Raw genomic sequence first — 22277 nt, forward strand, 5'->3', positions numbered from 1 at the left:
AAAGGAAGGCAACACTTTTCCGATGAGAATCTTGCAGAACTTGATCGGCGGACGGTGGGAAGACTCCCACAGCGAATCGCTCCGCGATCTGGTGAATCCGGCCACCGAAGACGTCATCGCGCGCGTACCAGGTGGATCAACCGTGGATGTCGACCGCGCCGTCGCCGCAGCAGTCGAAGCGCAGCCCGCGTGGGCAGCGTTGTCGGTTGCCGAACGCGTCGAACAGCTGAACCGATGGGCCGACGCGATCGCCGAACATGCCGAGGAACTCGGCGAACTCGAATGCCAGGAGATGGGCAAACCGGTCGGATTGGCCACGTCGTTCATCGCCGGTGCGGTTCAGGGATTCCGCGCCGCCGTGGACGAGGCGCTGACCTATCCATTCGTCGAGACGCTCCCCGGCGCCGACGGCAGCGAGACGAAGATCGTGCGTCACCCTCTGGGCGCCACCGCGGTGATCACGCCGTGGAATTTTCCGATACCTATGGTGCTCGGCGCTCTCGGACCGCTGCTCGCGGCAGGCAACACCGTGGTGATCAAGCCATCCGAACGTTCCCCATTGTCCACTGCTCGACTGTTCGAGCTGTCGTCGACCCTGCCCCCGGGGGTAGTAAATCTCGTTCTCGGCGACGCCCGCGCGGGGGCACCGCTGGTCGAGCACGATTCGATCCGGCTGGTGCATTTCACTGGATCCGTCGACTCCGGTCGACGCATCGGTGCAGGCACAGGTGGTCGCTTGTGCAGATCGATCCTCGAGCTCGGGGGCAAGGATCCCGTCGTCGTCGACGCCGATGTCGATCCGCAGGCAACCGCCGCGGCCATCGCCTTCGGTGCGTTCGTCAACACGGGGCAGATCTGCACGTCCATGGAACGCATCTACGTACATCGGGACATAGCAGACGCGTTCGTCGACGCCTTGGTCGATGCCGCCTCCACATACGCTCTAGGGGACGGCCACGATGCGAACACCGTATTGGGACCGTTGGTCGACGAACGGCAACGCGACATCGTCCATCACCACGTGACCGATGCCGTCGAGCGCGGGGCTCGCGTCCTCACCGGCGGTGCCATTCCGACGCGCAAGGGGTTCTTCTATCCGGCCACCGTGCTCGTCGACGTCGACGATTCGATGCGCGTGATGACCGAGGAAACATTCGGCCCCATCGCTCCCGTTGTCGTCGTCTCGTCGTTCGAGGAAGCACTGGAGCGCGCAAGTGCGTCGCGCTTCGCTCTCGGGGCCACCGTCTACACGCACAACCCCGAGCACGCCGCCGCGGCCGCGGGTATCCCAGCGGGCGTCACCTGGATCAATCAGTGGCAGGGCGGTGGCCCGGAAAGGCTTTACGAGCCGGCTGGTGACAGCGGTATGGGCGCGACCGGCGCTCGGGCAGCGTACGACGCCGCGACGCGGCCCTCATCCATTCACACGGCCGCTGCGCCGGTGCCCGCACGATCATGACGTACAGCATCGCGGATGCGAAACGTGCTGCCGAAGAACGCATTCGACAACATGAACAGGGGCTGCTGACGTTGTCCCATCGCATCCACGCGAACCCCGAGTTGGGGTTCGAAGAACACCGCGCCAGCGCGTGGATAGCCGACGAGCTGCGTCGGGGTGGCTTCGAGGTCGAGCACGGATGCTATGACCTCCCCACCGCTGTACGCGCAATGATCGGGAGAGGTCCTGTGCACGTCGCCATCTGCGCGGAGTACGACGCCCTTCCAGACATCGGGCACGCATGCGGCCACAACATCATCGCGGCAGCCGGAGTGGGAGCAGCTCTCGGCCTGGCCGACAGCGCCGACAGTCTGGGGTTGACCGTGACCCTCCTCGGCACCCCTGCAGAGGAGGGTGGCGGCGGGAAGATCCTCATGCTCGAACGCGGCGCCTTCGACGGAATCCACGCCGCGATGATGGTTCACCCGGCCGCCGTCGAAATGGCGGCCATGCCAGGAACGGCCGTGTCCCAATTCGACGTGGCGTACACGGGTACACCTGCGCATGCCGGTGCCTACCCCGAGTCGGGGGTCAACGCCGCCGACGCGATGCTCATCGCACAGGTCGCGATAGGTCAGCTGCGACAGCAGACGCGCGGCGCCGATCGGATTCACGGAATCGTCACCGACGCCGGAACCGCTGTCAACGTCATCCCGGACAGGGCGGCCGGACGATGGATCGTTCGTTCCGACACGGCCGAGTCATTGGAGGCGCTCACGGCGCGCGTAAAACGTTGCTTCGAAGCGGGTGCACTCGCCACCGGATGCGAACTGTCGATCACCTCGAGCGGACCGGACTATGCCGATCTACGTCCCGATGCCGCTCTGCTTGCTTCGTACCGCGCAAATGCAGAATCCCTCGGTCGGACATTTCCTGCGCTGCCGGCTGCGATGGTCGGTGCCGCAACCGACATGGGCAACGTGTCGCACGTGGTCCCGACCATCCACCCCATGCTCGGACTGAATTGCATGCCGGCAGCCAATCACCAACCCGAGTTCGCCGACGCCTGCATCGGCAAGGAGGCCGACCGAGCCGTACTCGACGGCGCAATCGCAATGGCATGGACGGCAATCGATTTCGCGGCACAACAGTCGGCGAGTTCGCGCTGACCACCTGATCGACGCGGCCCAGACCCACACCCTCGTGGGCCGCGTCGAAGTCAGTTGTCCCAGTCCTTCAGCGGCACTACGCGAACATCGTCGATCAGATGTGAAGAGGCCGCGCCGGTGGCACCCCCGACTAGCTCCTCAGAATGCCCGGTGCCGTCTCGATGAGCTGTCCATCGCGTCCAAAGGGGCCGGATCTGAGCGAAACCCGTTCTGGAGCACTGATTTCAACCCGCAGTCTCCGAGTCGGCTACGGATCCCTTTGGACTCGATAGCTACTTGACAGCGAAATACCCGAATGAATTGGCTTCGTCGGCTCAGGTCCATCGGCTCATCCGGCGCTGATTTCCAACCTTCGCTGGGTCCACATGGACCGGACGATTCCCAGATTCCGACCCTGTGAAAAACGAGTAATGACACTCTCGCGGCACGCTCGATTTACGAATGTTCCAGACGAACCCACCCGAATCCCCCACCGATCACACGTCCATCACCGCGAAAAGCGATTGCGGTTGGTCAGTCTAAGGCGCCAATGACGCACACACGGTCGACCTCGTCGTGGCCATTTGCGATGAGTTCGACGAAACATGATTCCGGTATCAGCGGCATCCGGGAGCGACGGTGCAACACCGGTGAGCATTACCTCGCGGAAGACCCAAACGATGTAGGTGGGCCCATGCCCTCGCCGAACTGAGCCACCAACCTCGTCTGCTCGAAGCCAAACAGCCCGGAACACCGGCGAGGGAAACTCAACCCCACCATCGACCACTACAGCTATTCCACAGCCGGCACAGAAGTCGATGTCTACTGAAGCCTGGGCCAGCGCCACCGAATTTCCAATCGAACTCGCCCCACGCGCCAGGCGGACGTCATCACCACCGAACTCTCCACAGCGAGCCCGAAGACCGCCAGGCAGGTTCTAACGGGGAGCCGACTCGTCAACGACGCTGGCCCAGCGAGAGTGGGCCAGTTCAGACCACTGTTCCCGTCGTCGACGAAAGAGACTCGCCCCGTCGCGGCCAACCCACTCCGCGAGCAGTTCTTTGGGTAATTGCGGATCGAGTCGCATGAACCTCTGTTGCAGACTGATCAGCTCGATGAACGCAAGCAGCACTTCGTCGTTGTCTCTCGGCTCAGACGCACCGTCCTGGTTCAGCAATTTTCGGTAGCTGGTGGCCAGTTCGGTGAGATCCCACGCCCGCTCGACGATCTCATGATTGTCGAGGCCCCCTGTTTGCACATTTCCGGCCATGATGAGTGACGTTTCGGACAAACCGAGTGAGGACACGAGTTCGCTCAGCTCGTGGACGCGTTCGACGTGCGGCGTCACCCACACGCCGGGAGTTGGGTTTCCCATTCCCAGCCACGACAAGCCACCGTTGAGTCGATTGCGCACTGTGCTCTTGCGCTGCGACACAGTGATTGTCAGAACCAACCACTGCTCGTCCCACGGCAAAGGACTGTCGAGGTACGCTTGCGAACGTGTGATGCCGTCGGCCGCAAGAGCGCGGCCGTGGTCAGCGAGGTGCCAGCGGACCCCACGTCCGATGCGTTCACGTTCGATCCACTTCGCCGTCGCCGCTCTCGAAAGTAATTGCCGTGCAGCATGATCCTCGATGCCCATGCCACCGAGAACCTTCATCAGAGCGGCAGTCCAGGCGCCTTCTTCCGAGTCATACAAGAACTCACCAATCACTGTCAGCAGCATCGACCGCGCGCTCGGCGGTGGCAGCGGCTGCTGAGCAAGTCGGTTGGACACGATCAAGTTCTCTCCTCCTACGGCGTCGTCACGAATCTACTCACTTCGACCCTCGCGAAGAACTCGTAGGAACTCAATTTGTCCTGCAGCGACTCCAGATCGACGCGGGATGCGCTCTCCGGCGTCAGAGTGACTGTGACCTCGCGACGGAGTCCTGTGTCGTCGAGCGCGATCTCGCAGTCGACGCGTGCGCGGCTGGACCCGGAAACCACCTGACGCACTTCGTCTTGCAGCGCGAGAGTGCGCAAAGCTGGCTTCGATATCTTGCCCACTGGCGTCAACGGCAGACGATCGAGGACCGTGACCTGGACGGGGGCAGCAGCCCTCTCCTGTACGTGCTCGCGGCAGAACTCCAGCAGCTCCTGCGGCTCGGCAACCGCACCGAACTTGAGCTGAACGTACGCCACCGGCATCTCTCCCTTCGTCTGATCCGGTCTGCCGACCGCTGCAACCACCTCGACAGCTGGATGCGCGCCGAGCGCTTCTTCGATGTCGCGCGGGTCGATGTTGTGTCCGCCGCGGATGATGAGGTCCTTGCTGCGTCCGGACACCCAGACGTATCCGTCGGCGTCGACGGTGCCGAGGTCTCCGGTCCGTCCCCAGTCACCGCCGCCAGGCACACTCGCCACGAAGAACCCCTCATTCAGGTGCGCGTCGAGGTATCCGGGGCTGACAGTCGGGCCGCCGACGAGCAGTTCGCCGTGTTGACCGGGCTCGCAGTCACGGATCCACTCGCCGTCGGCGTCCAGAACTACAGCTCTGACGCGCGAATGCGGCAGTGCCCTTCCTGCCGAACCCACTCGGGGCGTGGCGTCGTCGTTCGGGTGCCCGGTGATGGTGCCGTGAAACTCTGTGCCACCCCAGCATTCACGCAACCAGACTCCGAACCGTGAGTGAAATGCTCTGATGAGAGCGGTGGACACCGTGCTTCCACCCACGTTGAAGTCCGTCAGGGTCGTAGCCGCCGACGGCACTGACTCGGCATTGAGGATTGCGAAAGCTGTTGTCGGAGTGGCCATGGTCGACGTCATACGGTAACGCTCGACGATCGCCCAAAAATGCTCCACCACTTCTTGCGAGCGGAACCCACCCGAGGTGAGGGTGAGCAGCGTCTGTCCGTAGACGACCGAACGCAACGCGAGAGCGATGCTCCCCCCGCAATGGAAGTTCGGCATGCCATGGCCTATGACGGTGTCTTCCTCGCATCCCATCAACGCACCGACGTTCCATGCGATGGCAAGTTGACCGCGTTGCGACATTCGCACCAGTTTGGGTGCGCCAGTCGTGCCGCCAGTCGGCATGACCATCGCGTCCCTTTCCGCGTCGTCGAGGAAGTCGACGACGCGGCGGCCTCTGTGAGATGTCAGCGCAGTGGAGAACGTACTGGTGTCGTCGCCGACGAGGAGTACGTCGGTCAGCGTTGGGACGTCGTCGAGCACGGCAGACACGTCCACGCCGCGTTCGAGCAGGATGTCGGCCGTCGTAACCAGCACCGTGGCATGAGTGCGTCTGAGGATGTTGAGAAGCGAGGCGAGTTCGAGAAATGGGTTCAGCGGAACGGCGACGCCGACTCGTTGAGCACCCCACGTCGCGTACAGCCCTTCCGGCACCATCGGCACCATGACCGCGACAACGCTGGGCGCGCCCGCGGCCCGGTCGAGAAACACCGCCGCCGATGCATCGACCGCAGTTGCCAGCTCGGAATAGGTGACCTCCCGGACAGGCGTCATGAAGTCCGGTGCTTCGAGGTGAATGATCGCGCTCTTGTCGGGATGACGTCGGGCAGATTCAGCGAGGGACGCCCGGATCGTCGCACCGGGTAGAAGTGCCTCGTGACCGCGCATCTCCACGTCCTCGATGTCGCCGCGCGACCGAACACGCTTGCGTACCAAACGTCCGTGCACGCTCACGTCAGACAACTGAGATACCACCGTTCACGCTGATCACCTGTCCCGTTATTCTGCGCGACAGAGGTGAAGCAAGGAAGAGAATCGCATCAGCCAGATCTTCCGGTTCGGTCAGTCCCAGCTGAGCCTGCGAAACGATCTTGTCGAAAATCTTCCTGCTGAACTCGGCACTCATCGCACGGTCGTACGATCCAGTGTTGACGATGAGCGACGGCGTGAGCACGTTGACGCGTACCCCGTATCTCTTCGCCTCTACTGCGAGGGTTTGCGAGAACGTCACGATGGCAGCCATCGCGGCGCCGATTCCGGTCTCACCGGGAGTCGGGACCTTGGCCGCGTCGGAGGCGATGGTGACGATCGCACCTACACGTTGTTCACGCATCACGGGAACGACCGCTCTGCTCATCAAGATCGGCCCGACGGCCTGCTGCACGAGGATGTCCACCAGCTTGTCTGCCGGAATGTCATGTAACAACGTCGGTTGATACTGCGCGACAGTCGAATTGACCAAAACATCAACTCTTCCCATGTGCTCGTGCGCTTGTCGGACTACGTCGTCGGCCGCCCCGACTTCGTTGACGTCCGCTGCGACGAACAGCGCATCGCATTCAGGGTTGGTTTCGGCGAGACTCGCGAGCGCTTCTTTGCCGCGCTGCTCGTTTCGACCTACCAACACCTGCTTCTCGGCCCCTGCGTTGGCGAAGTACCTGGCCGTCGCGAGGCCCACTCCCGATGTCCCACCGGCGATGACGATGCCGGAACCGGAGAAATCGTAGCCTCGATGCTGCGAGGGCTGTGGCGTCGTGGATGCGTGTGTCACTGCGCACTGCTCGTTTCATTATTCGTTGCGGGCGATGCCGGATCAACGGTCGAATCATCCTGGGGCTTATGTATTTTGACGATGCACACAGCACTGAAGGCACCGACGGCACACAGTGCAAGACATAGTGCACAGACGGTCCAGATGCCGCCAGCTGTGGGTTCGAGTGCCGTCGCGACCAGTGGCGCAAAGCCAGCCAACAGCGCGGCGAGCTGCATTCCGAAGGATCCTGCGGTGTACCGGACCGCGGGAGGCAGACTCTCGACGACGAAGGCAGGAAAAATTCCGTTTACGACCGCGTGACCGAAGCCTGCGACGAGGACCAGCGAAACGAAGATCAGGGTGAGGTTGCCGACGTCGAGCATCGCGAAGTACACAAACAGCAGCGTGGCCTCGCTCAGAAGCCCGAAGACGATGAGACGGCTGCGACTGATTCGATCGGACAACGACCCCCACACCGGGTTCATCAGAACAACAACCAGCGTGGCCGCAGAGATGACCCACAGCATGCTCGTACGCGGGATTTCGGAGTGGTTGACGGCGTAACTCAAGCTGTAGACCGTGATGACGTACCAGATGGACATCATCCCGGCCATGATGAAGGTGATGCCGAGGATGGTCATCGGATGCTGCGACAACGCGTCGCGAATCGGGTTGTGCTCGACCGTCGTCGATGCACGGTCGCGCTGGCTCTGCTTGAAGTCGGGGGTTTCGTCCAGACCGCGGCGGATCAGCATGCCGACCAGAACGATGACGGCGCTGAGCAGGAACGGAAGTCGCCAACCCCACGAGTTGAACGCCTCGTCGGGCATGAGCGCGACGATCGCGAACACGATGGTCGCAAGCACAGTTCCGGCCTGAGCACCAGCGGTGGAGAAGCTACCGTAGAAACCGCGCTTGTTCCGCGGCGCATGCTCGACCGAGATCAGTACAGCCCCACCCAGCTCACCGCCTACGGCGAGGCCCTGCAGAACACGAAGAACGACCAGCAGGATTGGGGCGAAAGCTCCGATCGTGTCGTACGTGGGCAACAACCCGATGCACACCGTGGCTACGCCCATCACCGAGATAGTGAGGAGCACTGCGGTGCGACGGCCATACTTGTCCCCCACATAACCGAAGAGCAGACCACCGAGCGGACGAGCCACATAGCCGGCAGCGAATGTCGCAAAAGAAAGTAGCAACGCGACATGCGTGCTGACGTCGCGAAAAAACAGATTGCCGAAGACCAGAGCTGCTGCCGTTCCATAAGCGACCAAGTCGTAGTACTCGATCGCAGATCCAGAGAACGCTGCGACCGCTGCACGCCTGGAGGTGGTTTTCGAGGGGGCGTCGGCGGTATCGGGAGGCGGGGACAAGGACATATCTTCTCCTGTGCTCGTTGCGAGGGGGCTGGTGGATGAGGAAGGGGGGCCGCGGCCAAAGGAGAGGCCGTGGTATCGCACGGAGTTCGCCACGATTGGTACGACCATAGATTGTGATGCACATCTCGTCAAGGAAAGTTTTGGGGTCAACGTCCCGAATATCACTGCGCAACAATATAGTTCGACACACGGCCATGTCGCCCCCCCGTTCGAGCGTGCACAAGAGATCCACCTTTCCGTGTCACCAGTGGAGTCCGTACGAACCCGTCGTGCGCGAGCGCCGAGCTGAAGACTACTCCCTCCAGCTGCAACGTTGTACATTTTTTCGAACCAATTATTGCAATCTGTGCAACTTGGGCGCATGATCGCTGGAGTCGGGCACGTCACAGCCGAGAACGCGCTCCGACGCCACCTTCACGACGCCCCCGAGAAGAACAGGCGAGGATCCATGCCGTCGACGATCACACAGGCAATGCGCACGATGAAGGCCGCAGCCGACAACCCGAACGATTATGTCGCACACTGGAAACGACGAACCGGGCGTAAATCCCTCGGAGTGTTTCCGATGAATTTTCCTGCCGAACTGGCGCATGCCGTCGGAGTGCTGCCCGTGGTCATCCAGGAGGACCGCGAGCCCATCACCGTGGGCCGAAACCTGTTGGGCGATTTCAATTGTGGCTACACCAGAAGTGTCGCGGACCAAGCAGCACTCGGTCGACTCGACGTCTACGACGGCTTCTTCCACGCCGACCACTGCATTCAGCTCCTCGGAGCTGTCGACGTCGTCCGCGAGGACGAGGGGGACAAGCCCGTCTACTTCGGTCAATTGATGTCGTCGCTGAGCGACGACTGGGCGTTCCCGCAGGTACTGAGCAAGATGGCCGACTTTCGCCGCGAACTCGAGGCTTTCGCCGACGTCCGTATCAGCGACTCCGACGTGGCACGCAGCATCGCCGTCTTCGATACCAACCGTCGTGCGATGAGAGAGGTCTTCGAGAGCAGGCGCTCCGGCGACGCCGCACTGTCGCCGTCGGAGATACAGATACTCGTCAAGTCCAGCATGGTCATGGACAAGGAGGAGCACACGGAACTGCTGCGCGAGGTCATCGAGAACTCGAACCCGGTGCCCCGCGACGGACGAATTCGAGTTCACCTGTCGGGGCACTTCTGCCACGCACCCAAGCCAGAACTTCTCGACGTCATAGAAGAATGCGGCGCCATCGTCGTCGACGACGATCTTTTCCACGGAACCCGTTACGTATCAACGGATATCGGTCCTTTCGATAGCCCGATGGAGGCACTTGCATCGGTGTACCTGCGGCGCAACACTGCAGTACCGTGCCCGACGCGGGTCCAGCACGAGGTCGACTGGGATGGCTTCCTCGTCGATTCGGTCCGAGAGAGCGGCGCGCAGGGCGTCATCGTGTTGATGGCGAAGTTCTGCGAACCTCACATGCTGTTCTATCCAGAGCTGCGTAAGGCGCTGGGCTCGCACTCGATTCCCTTGTTGCTCATAGAGACTGAACACGAGGGTTTGCCGATGGAATCGATCAGAACCCGTGTCGAAGCAATGGTCGAGAAGATTCGGCGCAAGCATCTGTCGGCTGTCTGACCCCCAACTCGAAGATCTTCGGAGGAAACAACTGTGTCTGCACCCACGATCAGCAACGCGAACAAGATCGTCATCCCGACGGCCACCAACATGGTCGGCGACTACTGGGAAAACCTGTTCACCGCGGAAGAACGCGGCAAGCAGGTGGTCTGGTACAACGGCTCGGCCGTCAACCCGATCTTCCAGGCAGCCGGCCTGGAATGGTGCCATGGGGAGGCCTTCTCTGCACGGCTGGCCGCGCAGCAGCTCGAGAAGCCCGCCCAGCTCGCGGGTGAGGAGTACGGCTACATCGGAGAGCTCTGCTCCTATGCGCGCACGCACCTCGGGTGCGCAGTGCTCACCGAGCAGGCGAGGTCAGAGGACGAGAACGGCATTGTCGGACTCGTGGACCAGCAGCAGCTCGCGTCGCGTCTTCCCGCACCCGATTTCTTCGTCAACGCATACGCCGGATGCAGTACCGGCCAGCAGTGGGACGAAATCTCGTATCGCGTCTTCGGCAAGGAGGTGCCGATCTTCAACGTCTCCATCCCCTTCCTACCGAGCAACAAACCCGACGCCGGGTACCTCCGCGGCGAGGAGTGGGTGCAGGCGTCTCAGTACGTCGCCGATCAGCTACACAAACTGATCGCTTTCCTGGAAGCGATGACGGGGCGGCCTTTCGATTGGGATGCTCTGCGGCAGAACATGTTTTACATCAAGCGCGCTTCGGAGCTTCGTAGGGAGGCAATGGCGCTGTGCCGGGCAGCCCCGACTCCAGCTACCTACTGGGACTGGATCGCCAGCATCGCGCACATCAACTTCATGCCTGCCGGACCGGAATTGGTCCAGTACTTCGCCGACGTCAAAGCCGAAGTGCAGCGCCGACTGGACAATTCGATTCCCGGTGTCCGCAACGAGCGCTACCGGTTGTACTTCGACGGAATCATGAACTGGAACAAGCTCGGATGGCTCTCACGCAAATTCGCCGACGCCGATGTCGCGGTGGTCTGCGGACGCTACACGCACAATGCGTTCTGGCAGGAGCCCCACCTGATCGACACCGAGGACCCAATTCTCGGTATGGCGCAGCACTATCTGCTTTGCCCTACCAACCACGGCGTCAAGACGCTGAAGCATCTGACCAACCGTGACTGCGAGGACTACGGCATCGACGGGATCGTATTTCACGCGTCGCGAACATGCCGTGCATTCACCAATCCTCAGCACCTGCTTGCCAAGTCCGCGCAGAAGGAGCTCGGCATTCCCTCGATGTTCTTCGAGGGCGACGTCGCCGACGCGTCCTTCTACAAGGACGAGATTCTCGAAAGTCGTCTGACCGCGATGCTCGAAGGCATCGATGTCCGTCGCAGCCGGGTCTGATTTCCGGTGACGGGCTACTACATGGGCGTCGATCTGGGGTCGACGTCGGCGAAAGCAGTCGTCCTCGATGCGTCGGGTGCGTTCCTGGGATCGAGCGCCATCCAGATGGGTGCGGTGAGTCGCGCGGGTATGCACCGCGCGATTGCCGAAGCGTTGCAACGAGCTTCGGTGACCCCGGGTGAGATCGCCGGGACCATCAGTACCGGGTACGGGCGAAGGCTGGTTCCGAACGTCGGACGCTCGTTCACCGAGATCACCTGTCATGCTCGCGGAGTGGCAGCCCTGTGCCCCGGTGTTCGATTGATCATCGACATCGGCGGCCAGGACAGCAAGGTGATCGCCGTGGACGAGGACGGCTTGGTCGACGATTTCGCCATGAACGATCGGTGCGCCAGCGGAACCGGGCGATTCTTCGAGGTGCTGGCCCGGGCAATCGAATGCGAGGTCGACGAATTGGCAGACCTCGCGCTGGCAGGCAACAAGAATCTCGAGGTCAGCAGCATGTGCGCCACCTTCGCCGAGACCGAGATCGTTTCGCTCCTGGCGTCGGGTTCCGAGCGCACGGATATCGCGGCGTCCGTTCATCGAGCGGTATCTGCACGAACGCTGGGACTCATCGCCCAGGTGGGAAAGAAGAAGCCCGTAGTCATGACTGGAGGGGTCGCCAAAAACGCTGCAGCAGTGCACTTTCTGAGCGAGGCGCTGGGATTGCCCATCGACGTGCCCGCGGATCCACAGACCACCGGCGCGTACGGAGCCGCGCTTCTTGCGCTCGACGCGGGCGATAGGGACACTCCCCCGGATGTACGGCTCGCTGATCCTGCTAGCTCCGTCGACCGCGCCTGCCAAGACTGCTCAGGGACTGTCGAACTGAAAATGCCGGCGATCAGGCTCATGTAGCTGGCAGAAGTGGCACTGCACCAAGCGATGAACGACCCTTGACACTTCGGACTGACCATTCTAATGTTGGCCCATTGTTTCGTTCGAGTTAAGTCGTTCCGAGTCGAGTCGGACGCAGTCGCGAGAGGCTAGCCCGTATGAAGATCACCGCCGCAGTGTCCGTCGGTCCGAACACTGATTTCGCGCTCGAAGAAGTCACACTCGAGAGCCCCCGCGACCATGAGGTACTGGTCGAGATCACAGGTGTCGGTCTATGCCACACGGACATTGCGGCACGCGACGGCGTCTACGGGCTCCCCTACCCCTTGGTCCTGGGCCACGAAGGCAGTGGAGTGGTCATCGAAGTCGGGGCGAATGTCTCGAAGGTAGGGCCCGGCGACCACGTCGCCTTGTCCTTCAACAGCTGTGGCAAATGCACGTCGTGCACGAAAGGCAGCCCTGCGTACTGTCTGGAGTTCGTTGCGTACAACTACATCGGAAGCCGCCCGGACGGCTCCAATCCTCTCGGCGGATTCGGCGACGCCGAACTTCACGGTCACTTCTTCGGCCAGTCTTCGCTCGCTACTCACGCGATGGCCTCCGAGCGCAACGTGGTCAAGATCGACAAGTCGATTCCACTGGAACTGGTCGGCCCTCTCGGATGCGGCATTCAAACCGGTGCGGGAGCAATCATGCGATCGATGTCAGCCCCCGAAGGATCGTCGCTGTTGGTCCTGGGCGCAGGCCCCGTCGGCCTGGCTGCTGTGTTGGGTGCCGTCGTTCAGAAATGCTCGACGATCATAGTGTCCGAGCCTCACGCAGGGCGTCGTGCGCTGGCACTGGAATTGGGTGCAACCCACGCTCTCGACCCCGCCGACGGGCCGCTGCCCGAGCAGGTGCGCGGCATCATCGCCGGCGGCGCGGACTTCGCCTTCGACACCACGGGCAACGTCGCGGTGATCAAAGCTGCCATAGAATCGATGGCCGTGAACGGCATGCTCGGCCTCGTGGGCGTACCCAAGGACTTCTCCGTCGAACTTCCGATCAACATCGTTGCCACTATGCAGGCCGGGCTCACCATCAAAGGCATTGTCGAAGGCGACAGCGATCCCGATGTCTTCATTCCCGAATTGCTCGATCTGTACAAAGCAGGCCGCTTCGCGTTCGACAAGATGATCACCACGTTCCCTCTGTCCAAGATCAACGACGCAGTGACTGCCCAGCACAATGGTGAAGTCACCAAAGTCGTGCTCCTGAACAACTAAGCTCCGAGATTCGAGGACATTCATGACCGACACGATCGACGGCACTTTCCACGACGAGCTCGTCTCCCCCGACACCACGGGCCTTCCGGACCGCTTCTTCGACAGATTCGTGTTCAATCTGCATCCGCGGAGCGGGGACCCGATCTCGGTGTTGATCGGGTTCGGGATGTATCCCCCTAAGAACACAGTCGACGGCTTCATCGTCTTCTCCAACGGTTCCGAACAGCGTAATCTCCGATTCTCGACAGAATTGAGTGCAACCGACGGCAACGGCGGCGGACCGTTCTCATTCGAGGTGGTCTCACCGAACAAGGTCTGGAAGTTGAAGCTCGGCCCCAATCCGATCGGCGTCGAGTTCGATGTGACATGGACCGCGAGGACACCCGCGTGGTTCGGCGAGGTGGCAGTCAACAACGCCGGGGCAGCCGCTTCGGCGTTCGACCATCTCTTTCAGTCGGGGTTCTACGAGGGCACTCTGTCCATCGACGGCACGTCGACGTCAGTCGAGGGATGGGACGGACAACGTGACCGCTCGCGCGGCGTCCGGACGATGTCCGGCGGACAGGGCCTGCACATTTGGTATCAGGCGCAGTTCGACGACCGCAGCGTCGGCTTCCTTCTCGTGGAGACACGCGATCACACACGGCTCCTCCTCGAAGGCGCCGTGATGCACGCCGACGGAGAAGTCGACACGATCACCGACGTACGGCACGACCTCACGTTCGACAGCAACCTCGACCTGCGATCAGGCATCGTGGAAGTGGCAACGGCAGCCGGTCGTCGCTACGAGATCGGCACCGACGCGTCGGCCGGGGGTGGTTATATGGCGGGCGCCGGATACGGCGGGCACCATGGCACTCCAGCTGGAGTCGATGTCGTCGAGCACGACGTCTATCCACTCGACGGATCGGTGACTCAGAAGACTCTCGACTCCGCACTGACGGACAGGCTTGCCGACTTCGATCTGACGCTCACCGGAGGTCCTGCCGACGAGGTCACCCGTTTGCGAAACGCGGCGGGTCGAGGAATTTTCGAATTTGCCCTCACTCGCAGCAAGACCTATGAATATCAGTCGAGCGTTCGACGCTGACCCGGACTCCAGTGTTGGCGTCGTCCCTCGCGGAGTTTCCGCAACGCACTCGAAGTGCCTGTGTACGTTCTCGTTCGACGCAGTGACGGACTGCGGACGCACCAACGTGGTCGGCGACACTTCACTCGAAGAAAGAGACCTTTCGTGACTGAACCTGCAGAGCGCGAGGTGCTGTGGACCCCGTCGATCGACCGCATCGATTCTTCGCGCATGGCCGACTTCCAACGCTGGATCAGACGGCACCGTGACACGCACACCGAGAGCTACACCGACTTGTGGCAGTGGTCTGTCACCGATCCGAACGCATTCTGGATGTCGATCTGGGAGTACTTCGACGTCGTGCATTCGACACCTCCCGAATCGGCTCTCGCCGATGCCACGATGCCCGGGGCGGTGTGGTTCCCCGGCGCGCGGCTGAACTGGGCCGAGAATCTCCTTCGCCGAGCGAGCATCACTCCGGATGCGCCCGCGATCGTCGCAGTCACGGAGACGGACGGACCGACCACGACCTCGTGGGGCGAGCTCGAAAGACAGACCGCCAACCTCGCTGCGAAGTTCCGCGAACTCGGCGTCGGCCCCGGCGACCGAGTCGCCGCTGTTCTGCCGAACATCGCAGAGACTGTCATCGCCTTGCTCGCTACCGCAAGTGTCGGCGCCATCTGGTCATGCTGCGCACCGGATTTCGGTGTGAAAGGGCTCGTCGATCGATTTGTCCAGATCGAACCCACGGTGTTCATCGGCGTCGACGGATACGTCTGGGCAGGCAAACGAGTCGACCGCAGCGACGTGATCGGCGAAGTGCGTCGCTCCCTGACTACCGTCGAGCACACCATCACCGTCCGTCATCTCGATCCCGAATCGACCTTGGCGGAAGGCGATCTCGACTTCGCAGCACTCGTACGGGGAGATGAGGAGCCTACCTACGCCCAGCTTCCGTTCGAGCACCCACTGTGGATCTTGTACAGCTCGGGTACCACTGGCCTTCCGAAGGGCATCGTCCATTCGCACGGCGGCATCCTGTTGGAAGTTCTCAAGGCCAACGCACTGGCCTACGACCTCGGTCCCACCGACCGAGTTCTCATCGCAGCCAGTACGGCATGGGTGGTGTGGAACATGTTGGTGGACACGATGTTCACGGGATGTTCGATCGTCACGTACGACGGAAGCCCGACAGCCACCGGCCCCGATACCGCCCTACGGCTGTGCGGCGAGTTCGATGTGACCCGATTCGGTACCGGAGCCGCCTATCTCACCCTGTGCGAGAAAGAGGGCACGGAACCGGGCAAGAAATACGACCTTTCTGCGCTGCGGTCGATCATGACCACCGGCTCCCCACTTCCGGACTCGACCTGGCGCTGGGTGTACGAAAAGGTCAGTTCCGACGTTCTCCTCGGATCCGACAGCGGCGGAACCGATGTGGCAACGGCGTTCGTAGGCGCGAACCCGCTGGACTCGGTCGTCACCGGAGAGCTGATGGGACCCTGCCTCGGCTGCAAGGTCGAGGCCTGGACGGAGGACGGAACGCCCGTTGTCGGCGGTGTCGGCGAGATGGTGATCACGGCCCCGATGCCGTCGATGCCGATCAAGTTCTGGAACGACGTCGACGGAACTCGCTACTACGACTCCTACTTCGACACCTTTCCCGGTGTGTGGCGGCACGGGGATTGGATCACGATCTCCGAGAACGGCACTTGCCAAATCCACGGACGCTCCGACTCCACGATCAACCGCGGTGGAGTGCGGATGGGCTCGGCAGACATCTACGACGCTGTAGAGGCTTTGCCGGAAGTGTCCTCCAGCCTGGTCATCGGCGCGGAACTGCCGGGCGGGGAGTACCACATGCCGCTTTTCGTGGTCCCGGCTCAAGGTGTTGAACTCGACGCGACCTTGATCGACCGCATCAAGAAAGTCATTCGCATCGAGGTTTCACCGCGCCACGTACCAGACGTGATTCTGGCGGCGCCTGCAATCCCGTTGACCCGCACAGGTAAACGGCTCGAAGTGCCGATCAAGAAGCTGATTCAGGGCGTCGACGAGTCCGTTGCCGTCAATCGCGGAACCGTCGCGGACACCGATGTACTTCAGTGGTATGTCGACTATGCCAAGGCATTCAGGGCCTGACCCCTCCTGGACGACGAAATGCGCCGTGTGTGTACCCCTTGGTACGCACACGGCGCATTCTCTGTCTGTCAGTGAGCGAGATAGGAGTCGAGCAACACTTCGCGCATCGACACGCTGACATCAGCCAGTTTGAGTGAATCCAACCGGACCCGACTGGCGAGATACTTCTTCCCCGCCATGAATTCTGCTGCTGCATTGACCGTTTCGATCGAATCGACCGAATCGTCGGCAGCCAGATGGAACAGGGCGAACGAACCACTTGCTGGATCTCCACGCAATACCGCGTGGGTACCGTCGGACTTCACACCCGCCATCTTCATCTTCATGTCGAACTGATCCGACCAGAACCACGGAACCTCGTGCTTCGGCATCTCTGTGCCCATGACCACTGCAGCAGCCTGACGGGCTTGTTCGACTGCGCTCGGGATCGACTCCAGTCGCATTCGACGCCCGATCCCGTCGTGGATGCGGTTGGTGACGTCACCGATTGCCAGAATGCTCGGGTCCGACGTGCGCGCAGCTCCGTCGACCACGATGCCCTGATCGCACTCGATCCCCGCCTGACGGGCGAGCGTATCGTTGGGGACTGCACCGATCCCAACCAGGACGACATCGCATTCGATCACTGTCCCATCACCCAGGCGGATGAATCCGACGGATCCGTCAGCGGCTGAACCGATCTCGACCACCGAAGCGTCGGTCATTATTCGGGTTCCGCGGGCACGATGAAATCCGCTCAGCACATCGGCGAACTCGGGACTCGCGACCCGAGCGAGTAAGCGATCCTCCCGTTCGACGATCACGACGTCGCAATTGTGCGCACGGGCCGATGCAGCCACTTCCAGACCGATGTACCCTCCGCCGATGATCGCGATGCGGGCCCCGGCGCGAACACTGTGCCGCAACGTCTCCGCCTCGGCCAACGTACGTAGCGACAGAACGCCGTCCAGGTCGTGTCCCGGCACCGGCAGACCACGAGCCGCCGCGCCCGTTGCAAGGATCAGGGTGTCGTAGTCGAACCTCTCCCCTGCATCGGTCATGACGTAGCGGCCGTCTCTGTCGATACGTGAAACAGACTGCGACACCCTCAGATCGATGTCGTTGTCGGTGTAGAACTCCGCAGGGCGCAACCACTGCACCGATGCTGAATCGGTGAACTTCTTCGACAGAGGTGGCCGGTGATACGGCGGGTCGGGTTCGTCTCCCAGCATCACCAGTTGGCCGGCGTACCCTTGCTGCCTGAGCACGCCGGCAACTGTGCCACCGGCGTGCCCGGCTCCTACGACGACTACCTGATGCTGTCCGGGGTTATCGCTGGTCACCTGCGGAATTCGATCTGGACCGGCATGTTCTTGAGCCCGCCGACGAAGTTGGTCTGAATCACCTTGTTGTCGCCGACCGAGACAATCGACTCGATGTGCGGCAACAGTTCCTCGAACATGATCTTGAGTTCGAGCTTGGCCAAGTGCTGACCGATGCACATGTGCGGCCCGTAGCCGAATGCAATGTGCTTGTTCGGCCTGCGATCGATGTCGAACACATCGGGGTTCGGAATTGTCTCGGCATCGCGATTACCCGACTGGTACAGCAGCATGAAGCGATCTCCCGGATTGAGCTCTCGCCCGCGAAGCGTGTAGGGCTTGGTGACCATCCGCATGAAATGCTTCACCGGCGAAGCCCACCGCAGCGATTCGTTGACCAGGTTCGGGATCAGCTTCGGATCCTCGCGAACCCGTGCAAGGAGTTCTGGGTTGCGACCGAGTTCGAGAATGCCACCGGAGAGTGTGCTCGACGTCGTGTCGTGTCCGGCAGTTGCGATTGCGATGAAGTAGCCGTAGGCAACCTCGTTGGGGTAGTACTCGCCGTCTTCGCGTCGCGCCTGCGAGATGATCGTCGCGAGGTCGTCGCGCGGGTTGGCGCGTCGGTCCAGAAGCAACTTCTCGAAGTACGCGTAGAAGTCCTGAATCGTCGCAACCCACTGCTTGGCAGCCGCATCCGCGCTCAGAGGCTCGACGTCCTCGCGAACTGCATCGGGATCCGCGGTGCCGAAGAACTCCTGCGTCAGCATCATCATGCGTGGCTCGTCGGTCTCCGGCACACCGAACAGGCTCATTATGACGTGGAGTGGGTAGTGGATGGCGAAGTCCTTGACGAAGTCGATCTTGCCGTCCGTCTCGAGCAGTCGCTCTACCGCGTTCTTCGCGAGCCCGCGAATGGTGGTCTCCCACTGAGAGACGTTGCCGGGGCGGAACCAGTCCAAGGCGATGTCCTTGACTGCGGTGTGCTCCGGCGGGTCGAGGTATGTCAGCGTCTCGAGGATGCGGAGGCTGCCGTTGTTGATCGACTTCGTGAACTGGTCGCCGACCTGGTTGGCAAGAATCGGGTTGACCGAACCTTTTTCGTCGCCACCCGCGCTGGTGAACACGTCGGGCTGACGCTCGATTTCCATGATGTCGGCATGCTTGCTGACAAGCCAGATCGGATCGTATCCCTCCACGTCGGTTTGGCCGAGCGGATTGTTCTCACGCAGCCAGCGGTATGCCTCGAACAAGGCGTCGTTGTCGCGGTGGCCTTCAGGAAGAACGATCTGGCGCGCGATCTCCTCCGGGATGAGGGCATCGGGCTGAAGCACTCCGCCTGGGTTGATGTGAGTGGTGCCTTCGGTCGTCGTCATCGAATCTCCTTGGTCGGTAAGCGCGGCCGACCCCGTCGTCGGACTGCGGGGCGTCGCGAGATCAACACTGCTCGCACTACGGGTGAGTCACATCACACCTTCGGTGGAATCGCGTCGTCATCCAGGGGTATCTCGCCGCCTGCTATCCCCCCGATGGCGCACATGGTTACGCAACCGAGGTGATGCGGCCCAGGAGATGGTGGCGCAACACTTACGGGCAGCACCGTTCGCCCGTTCCGTCTTCTCGAGGAGTTACCGATGTCCACAGTTGTCTATCGACTGTCCGACGGATCCGAAGTGTCCGTCGACGTGCCCTCCGGCCAATCCGTCATGGACGGTTCAGTGCGCAACAATCTTCCAGGAATTATCGCCGAGTGCGGCGGAAGCTGCTCGTGCGCAACGTGTCACGTGTATCTCGACGACCACTCGACGACCACACACTTCGATGAGCCAAGCTTGGAGGAGCAAGATCTGATCGAATTCATCGAAGGCGCACGCCCGTGCTCTCGACTCGCGTGTCAGCTCATCATCGGCAAAGACACTCCCACGGTGCACGTCACCGTCCCTGGCGAGAATTGACGACGGTCACCCGTGCCGGGCGATGAGCTCGGCACGGTTGGCTGCGCCGAACTTGCGCAGGATCTTCTTCATGTGCGACTTCACCGTGTCGACCGTGATGACGAGTTCGGTTGCGATCGCCGCATTCGAAGCACCGGTCAGCACCGCCGACAGCACCTCCGCTTCCCGATCGGTGAGCGGTTCGCTCGGGTGCATCACCGACCCGGTCGCCACGGCCTCGTGCTTGGCCTCGGCGCCGGGCGAGCCCGACGCCATCCCGATGGAGAACTCCGCGCCGTCGGCCCACGATCGGACGCTGTCGTACAGAACCTGCTCTTGCCGAATGCGTTTCACACGTAGGCCACTCCGCTCGATGCAACCACCGAGTGTCGCGGCATAGGCCCCGAACGCGTCGCGCAGCGTCGGCGGCAGCACCGCAGCCACATGGAGCAACCCGATGTTCTTGCCGTCGACGGACACTGCTGCAACGCTCCACGGACGGTCGGGAATCACGGACGTGATCGATGCCGTCTGGCACTTCTCGAACTGGACTGCGACGCCGCCGACCGACAGCGCATCTACCTCGATTGTCTTCTCCCCCAGCGCAAACCGACCCATGCCTGCCCAGCCGCTCGCGTTCACGACCGTCGCTGTGTCGCCGGACACCGTCGACAGTACCGCTGTGTCCGCGTCGCACAGCCGCGCTGCACCGGAGCATGCACGGTGGATCAGCTCGCGCTCCGACGGTGCGGACACCATGGAATCGAACACGTCGTCGAGAATCGTCACCGATCGTGTCATCTGTTCCAGGAGAGCGGATTCGGACGCAACCTCACGATCGAACAGGGCTGCCACCGATTCAGCCACCTCGGCGTGGGTTGAGTCGGCGTCGGCGACGATTCGTCGGACCGTTTCCGATGTCTCGGGACTCCGGTACGTACCCGATCTGAACGATGAGCTCATCGACCGTCGGCGTTCCGCGGTCGTGAACGCCTGCGCGCGACGAAGGCTGCGGCTTCCGCGCGCGTCGACACATGAATCTTGCGAAAAATCCTCTGTACGTGGGATTTCACAGTACCGTCGGAGATGCACAGCGCATGCGAGATCGACGAGTTCGTTTCTCCTGCAGCGAGCAATTCGAGTACCTCCCATTCGCGGTGCGTCAATTCGGCGGGCGGGCCTGCCCGCGACACCGGCCCCGACTCGCGTCCGACCTGACCGTTCTGCTCGTCCGCTGCGGAGGCGAAACCAACACTCGATGCGTCGAGTTCCCGTAGCGCGCGGGCGAGTTGTGCGATGCGCGTTTCCATGTCGGTGCGACGGGCTCTGAGCGACCCCCTCAGATCGGCTCGTTCGCTGGACAACGTGCACACCGCAGCGAGAGCGCCCACCATGTGCATGTCCGAGTCGGTCAAGCCTTCCTCGTGCCGGTCGACATGGATGATGCCCCGTGCCCTGCCTCCGACGACGATGGGTACCGCGAGGTACCCGGACGGACGAGACAGATCGATCAGGGGCCGATAGGTGTACCGATACGTGTCGACTCGATCGAGCACGTACGGCCTGCGTTTGCGCACCAGTTCCGCCTCGCGGGGCGCGTCCCGCAACTCGATTCCATGACCGTCGACGGCCGAGACAAGGTCGGCGAACATCGGTGCGAGGTCAGGTTGCATCGACACCGATGCGGGCGACCAGGACGATCCGTTCACGACCGAGAACATCGCCTTTCGGTACCCGAGTGGACCGCACAGAGATGTGGTCACCGTGTGCGCCAGGTCGTCCGGTTGCGCCGCGCCGATCGCGTCAGCGACGGTTCGTAGAGCCGCGAACTGGGCCGCACACTTCTCGATCTGCGCGGAGACCGTCTCGCACTGGTGAGCATCGATCCGAACGAGAATCCGGGCGATCGCCTCGATCTCGCTGCGATCGAACACCGTTGCGCGTAGCCGCTCCACGAGAAATCGGCGGAGCGACACGACATCGGAGCCGCCCTGTTCGATGCGAGTCAGCTCATCCGAGCCCCCGAGCACGTCCCGCACTCGCCCGAACAGATCGTGAGCGGACGTACGGGCCGTCGGGGTGACCGAAGACGCGGCGGACCTCATCCCAGCGATCAACTCCTTGTGACTGTAGGAAGGGCCCGGCGCGATGTGACCCAAGGCACATCATAGAAGCGCGCTCTGCGGATGCGCCAATCTTCCAGCTCAGCGCGACCACGATGACCGCACGGACGCCGAACTGGACTTTTCCTTGCCCATTCGGTCG

Annotated in this window: 17 protein-coding genes; 9 read left to right on the forward strand and 8 right to left on the reverse strand. The window is 62.0% G+C overall.

Features of this window, described 5'->3' with window-relative positions; translation table 11 throughout:
• Positions 1 to 22: 22 nt before the first annotated feature.
• A complete protein-coding gene (locus CHB96_RS16505; protein ID WP_089248103.1) occupies positions 23 to 1459 on the forward strand; it encodes an aldehyde dehydrogenase family protein in 1437 nt (478 codons plus the stop codon).
• A complete protein-coding gene (locus CHB96_RS16510) occupies positions 1456 to 2607 on the forward strand; it encodes a M20 family metallopeptidase (protein ID WP_089248105.1) in 1152 nt (383 codons plus the stop codon). Before CHB96_RS16505 ends, CHB96_RS16510 begins: the two co-directional genes overlap by 4 nt.
• A 916-nt stretch (positions 2608 to 3523) precedes the next feature.
• Here CHB96_RS16510 and CHB96_RS16515 read toward each other — a convergent pair.
• Genes CHB96_RS16515 through CHB96_RS16530 form a run of 4 tightly spaced genes read right to left on the reverse strand, consistent with a single transcriptional unit; the run spans position 3524 to position 8454 of the window.
• Positions 3524 to 4363: a PaaX family transcriptional regulator gene (locus CHB96_RS16515; RefSeq protein WP_245865773.1), complete on the reverse strand. Its 840-nt coding sequence runs from the start codon at positions 4361 to 4363 to the stop codon at positions 3524 to 3526.
• A 17-nt stretch (positions 4364 to 4380) separates the two neighbouring features.
• Entirely contained in the window at positions 4381 to 6273 is a 1893-nt protein-coding gene (locus CHB96_RS16520) for an AMP-binding protein (protein WP_245865794.1), read from the reverse strand.
• Position 6274: 1 nt separating this feature from the next.
• Complete coding sequence (locus CHB96_RS16525; RefSeq protein WP_089248109.1) at positions 6275 to 7090, reverse strand: SDR family NAD(P)-dependent oxidoreductase; 816 nt, start codon at positions 7088 to 7090, stop codon at positions 6275 to 6277.
• Positions 7087 to 8454, reverse strand: coding sequence for an MFS transporter (locus tag CHB96_RS16530; protein WP_089248111.1), 1368 nt, complete (start codon positions 8452 to 8454; stop codon positions 7087 to 7089). The genes CHB96_RS16525 and CHB96_RS16530 overlap by 4 nt, the downstream gene beginning before the upstream one ends.
• A 448-nt stretch (positions 8455 to 8902) precedes the next feature.
• Here CHB96_RS16530 and CHB96_RS16535 point away from each other — a divergent pair, with 448 nt between their 5' ends.
• The 6 genes from CHB96_RS16535 to CHB96_RS16560 all read left to right on the forward strand — a co-directional run bounded on the left by CHB96_RS16535 (position 8903) and on the right by CHB96_RS16560 (position 16780).
• A complete protein-coding gene (locus CHB96_RS16535) occupies positions 8903 to 10066 on the forward strand; it encodes a 2-hydroxyacyl-CoA dehydratase subunit D (RefSeq protein WP_089248343.1) in 1164 nt (387 codons plus the stop codon).
• Positions 10067 to 10099: 33 nt separating this feature from the next.
• Positions 10100 to 11425, forward strand: a complete 1326-nt coding sequence (locus tag CHB96_RS16540) for a 2-hydroxyacyl-CoA dehydratase subunit D (protein ID WP_089248113.1) — start codon at positions 10100 to 10102, stop codon at positions 11423 to 11425.
• Positions 11426 to 11431: 6 nt separating this feature from the next.
• On the forward strand, positions 11432 to 12325 hold the full coding sequence (locus CHB96_RS16545) for an acyl-CoA dehydratase activase (protein WP_089248115.1): 894 nt from the start codon (positions 11432 to 11434) through the stop codon (positions 12323 to 12325).
• Positions 12326 to 12462: 137 nt separating this feature from the next.
• A complete protein-coding gene (locus CHB96_RS16550) occupies positions 12463 to 13569 on the forward strand; it encodes an NAD(P)-dependent alcohol dehydrogenase (protein ID WP_089248117.1) in 1107 nt (368 codons plus the stop codon).
• 22 nt (positions 13570 to 13591) lie between these two features.
• Positions 13592 to 14659 carry an Rv3169 family protein gene (locus CHB96_RS16555; RefSeq protein ID WP_089248119.1) on the forward strand — a complete coding sequence of 356 codons (1068 nt, stop codon included), beginning with the start codon at positions 13592 to 13594 and terminating at the stop codon, positions 14657 to 14659.
• A 144-nt stretch (positions 14660 to 14803) separates the two neighbouring features.
• Positions 14804 to 16780 carry an acetoacetate--CoA ligase gene (locus tag CHB96_RS16560; RefSeq protein ID WP_089248121.1) on the forward strand — a complete coding sequence of 659 codons (1977 nt, stop codon included), beginning with the start codon at positions 14804 to 14806 and terminating at the stop codon, positions 16778 to 16780.
• Positions 16781 to 16848: 68 nt separating this feature from the next.
• On the opposite strand, the gene CHB96_RS16565 is transcribed toward CHB96_RS16560, so the two are convergent.
• Positions 16849 to 18102: an NAD(P)/FAD-dependent oxidoreductase gene (locus tag CHB96_RS16565; protein ID WP_089248123.1), complete on the reverse strand. Its 1254-nt coding sequence runs from the start codon at positions 18100 to 18102 to the stop codon at positions 16849 to 16851.
• Positions 18099 to 19454, reverse strand: coding sequence for a cytochrome P450 (locus CHB96_RS16570; RefSeq protein ID WP_089248125.1), 1356 nt, complete (start codon positions 19452 to 19454; stop codon positions 18099 to 18101). Before CHB96_RS16570 ends, CHB96_RS16565 begins: the two co-directional genes overlap by 4 nt.
• Before the next feature lie 258 nt (positions 19455 to 19712).
• Here CHB96_RS16570 and CHB96_RS16575 point away from each other — a divergent pair, with 258 nt between their 5' ends.
• A complete protein-coding gene (locus CHB96_RS16575) occupies positions 19713 to 20033 on the forward strand; it encodes a 2Fe-2S iron-sulfur cluster-binding protein (RefSeq protein ID WP_089248127.1) in 321 nt (106 codons plus the stop codon).
• Positions 20034 to 20039: 6 nt separating this feature from the next.
• On the opposite strand, the gene CHB96_RS16580 is transcribed toward CHB96_RS16575, so the two are convergent.
• Both CHB96_RS16580 and CHB96_RS16585 read right to left on the reverse strand, forming a co-directional pair.
• Positions 20040 to 20879 carry a helix-turn-helix domain-containing protein gene (locus tag CHB96_RS16580; protein ID WP_176444331.1) on the reverse strand — a complete coding sequence of 280 codons (840 nt, stop codon included), beginning with the start codon at positions 20877 to 20879 and terminating at the stop codon, positions 20040 to 20042.
• A gap of 92 nt (positions 20880 to 20971) precedes the next feature.
• A complete protein-coding gene (locus tag CHB96_RS16585; RefSeq protein WP_089248131.1) occupies positions 20972 to 22117 on the reverse strand; it encodes a helix-turn-helix transcriptional regulator in 1146 nt (381 codons plus the stop codon).
• Positions 22118 to 22277 lie beyond the last annotated feature (160 nt).

It is taken from the genome of Rhodococcoides kyotonense, from assembly GCF_900188125.1.
Classification (GTDB): Bacteria; Actinomycetota; Actinomycetes; order Mycobacteriales; family Mycobacteriaceae; genus Rhodococcoides; species Rhodococcoides kyotonense.

Bases quoted from the DNA above. Each gene is read 5' to 3' on its own strand.
- CHB96_RS16505 (WP_089248103.1), top strand. From the start codon at position 23: ATGAGAATCTTGCAGAACTTGATCGGCGGACGGTGGGAAGACTCCCAC.
- CHB96_RS16510 (WP_089248105.1), top strand. From the start codon at position 1,456: ATGACGTACAGCATCGCGGATGCGAAACGTGCTGCCGAAGAACGCATT.
- CHB96_RS16530 (WP_089248111.1), bottom strand. From the start codon at position 8,454: ATGTCCTTGTCCCCGCCTCCCGATACCGCCGACGCCCCCTCGAAAACC.
- CHB96_RS16535 (WP_089248343.1), top strand. From the start codon at position 8,903: ATGCCGTCGACGATCACACAGGCAATGCGCACGATGAAGGCCGCAGCC.
- CHB96_RS16550 (WP_089248117.1), top strand. From the start codon at position 12,463: ATGAAGATCACCGCCGCAGTGTCCGTCGGTCCGAACACTGATTTCGCG.
- CHB96_RS16555 (WP_089248119.1), top strand. From the start codon at position 13,592: ATGACCGACACGATCGACGGCACTTTCCACGACGAGCTCGTCTCCCCC.
- CHB96_RS16570 (WP_089248125.1), bottom strand. From the start codon at position 19,454: ATGACGACGACCGAAGGCACCACTCACATCAACCCAGGCGGAGTGCTT.
- CHB96_RS16575 (WP_089248127.1), top strand. From the start codon at position 19,713: ATGTCCACAGTTGTCTATCGACTGTCCGACGGATCCGAAGTGTCCGTC.
- CHB96_RS16585 (WP_089248131.1), bottom strand. From the start codon at position 22,117: ATGAGGTCCGCCGCGTCTTCGGTCACCCCGACGGCCCGTACGTCCGCT.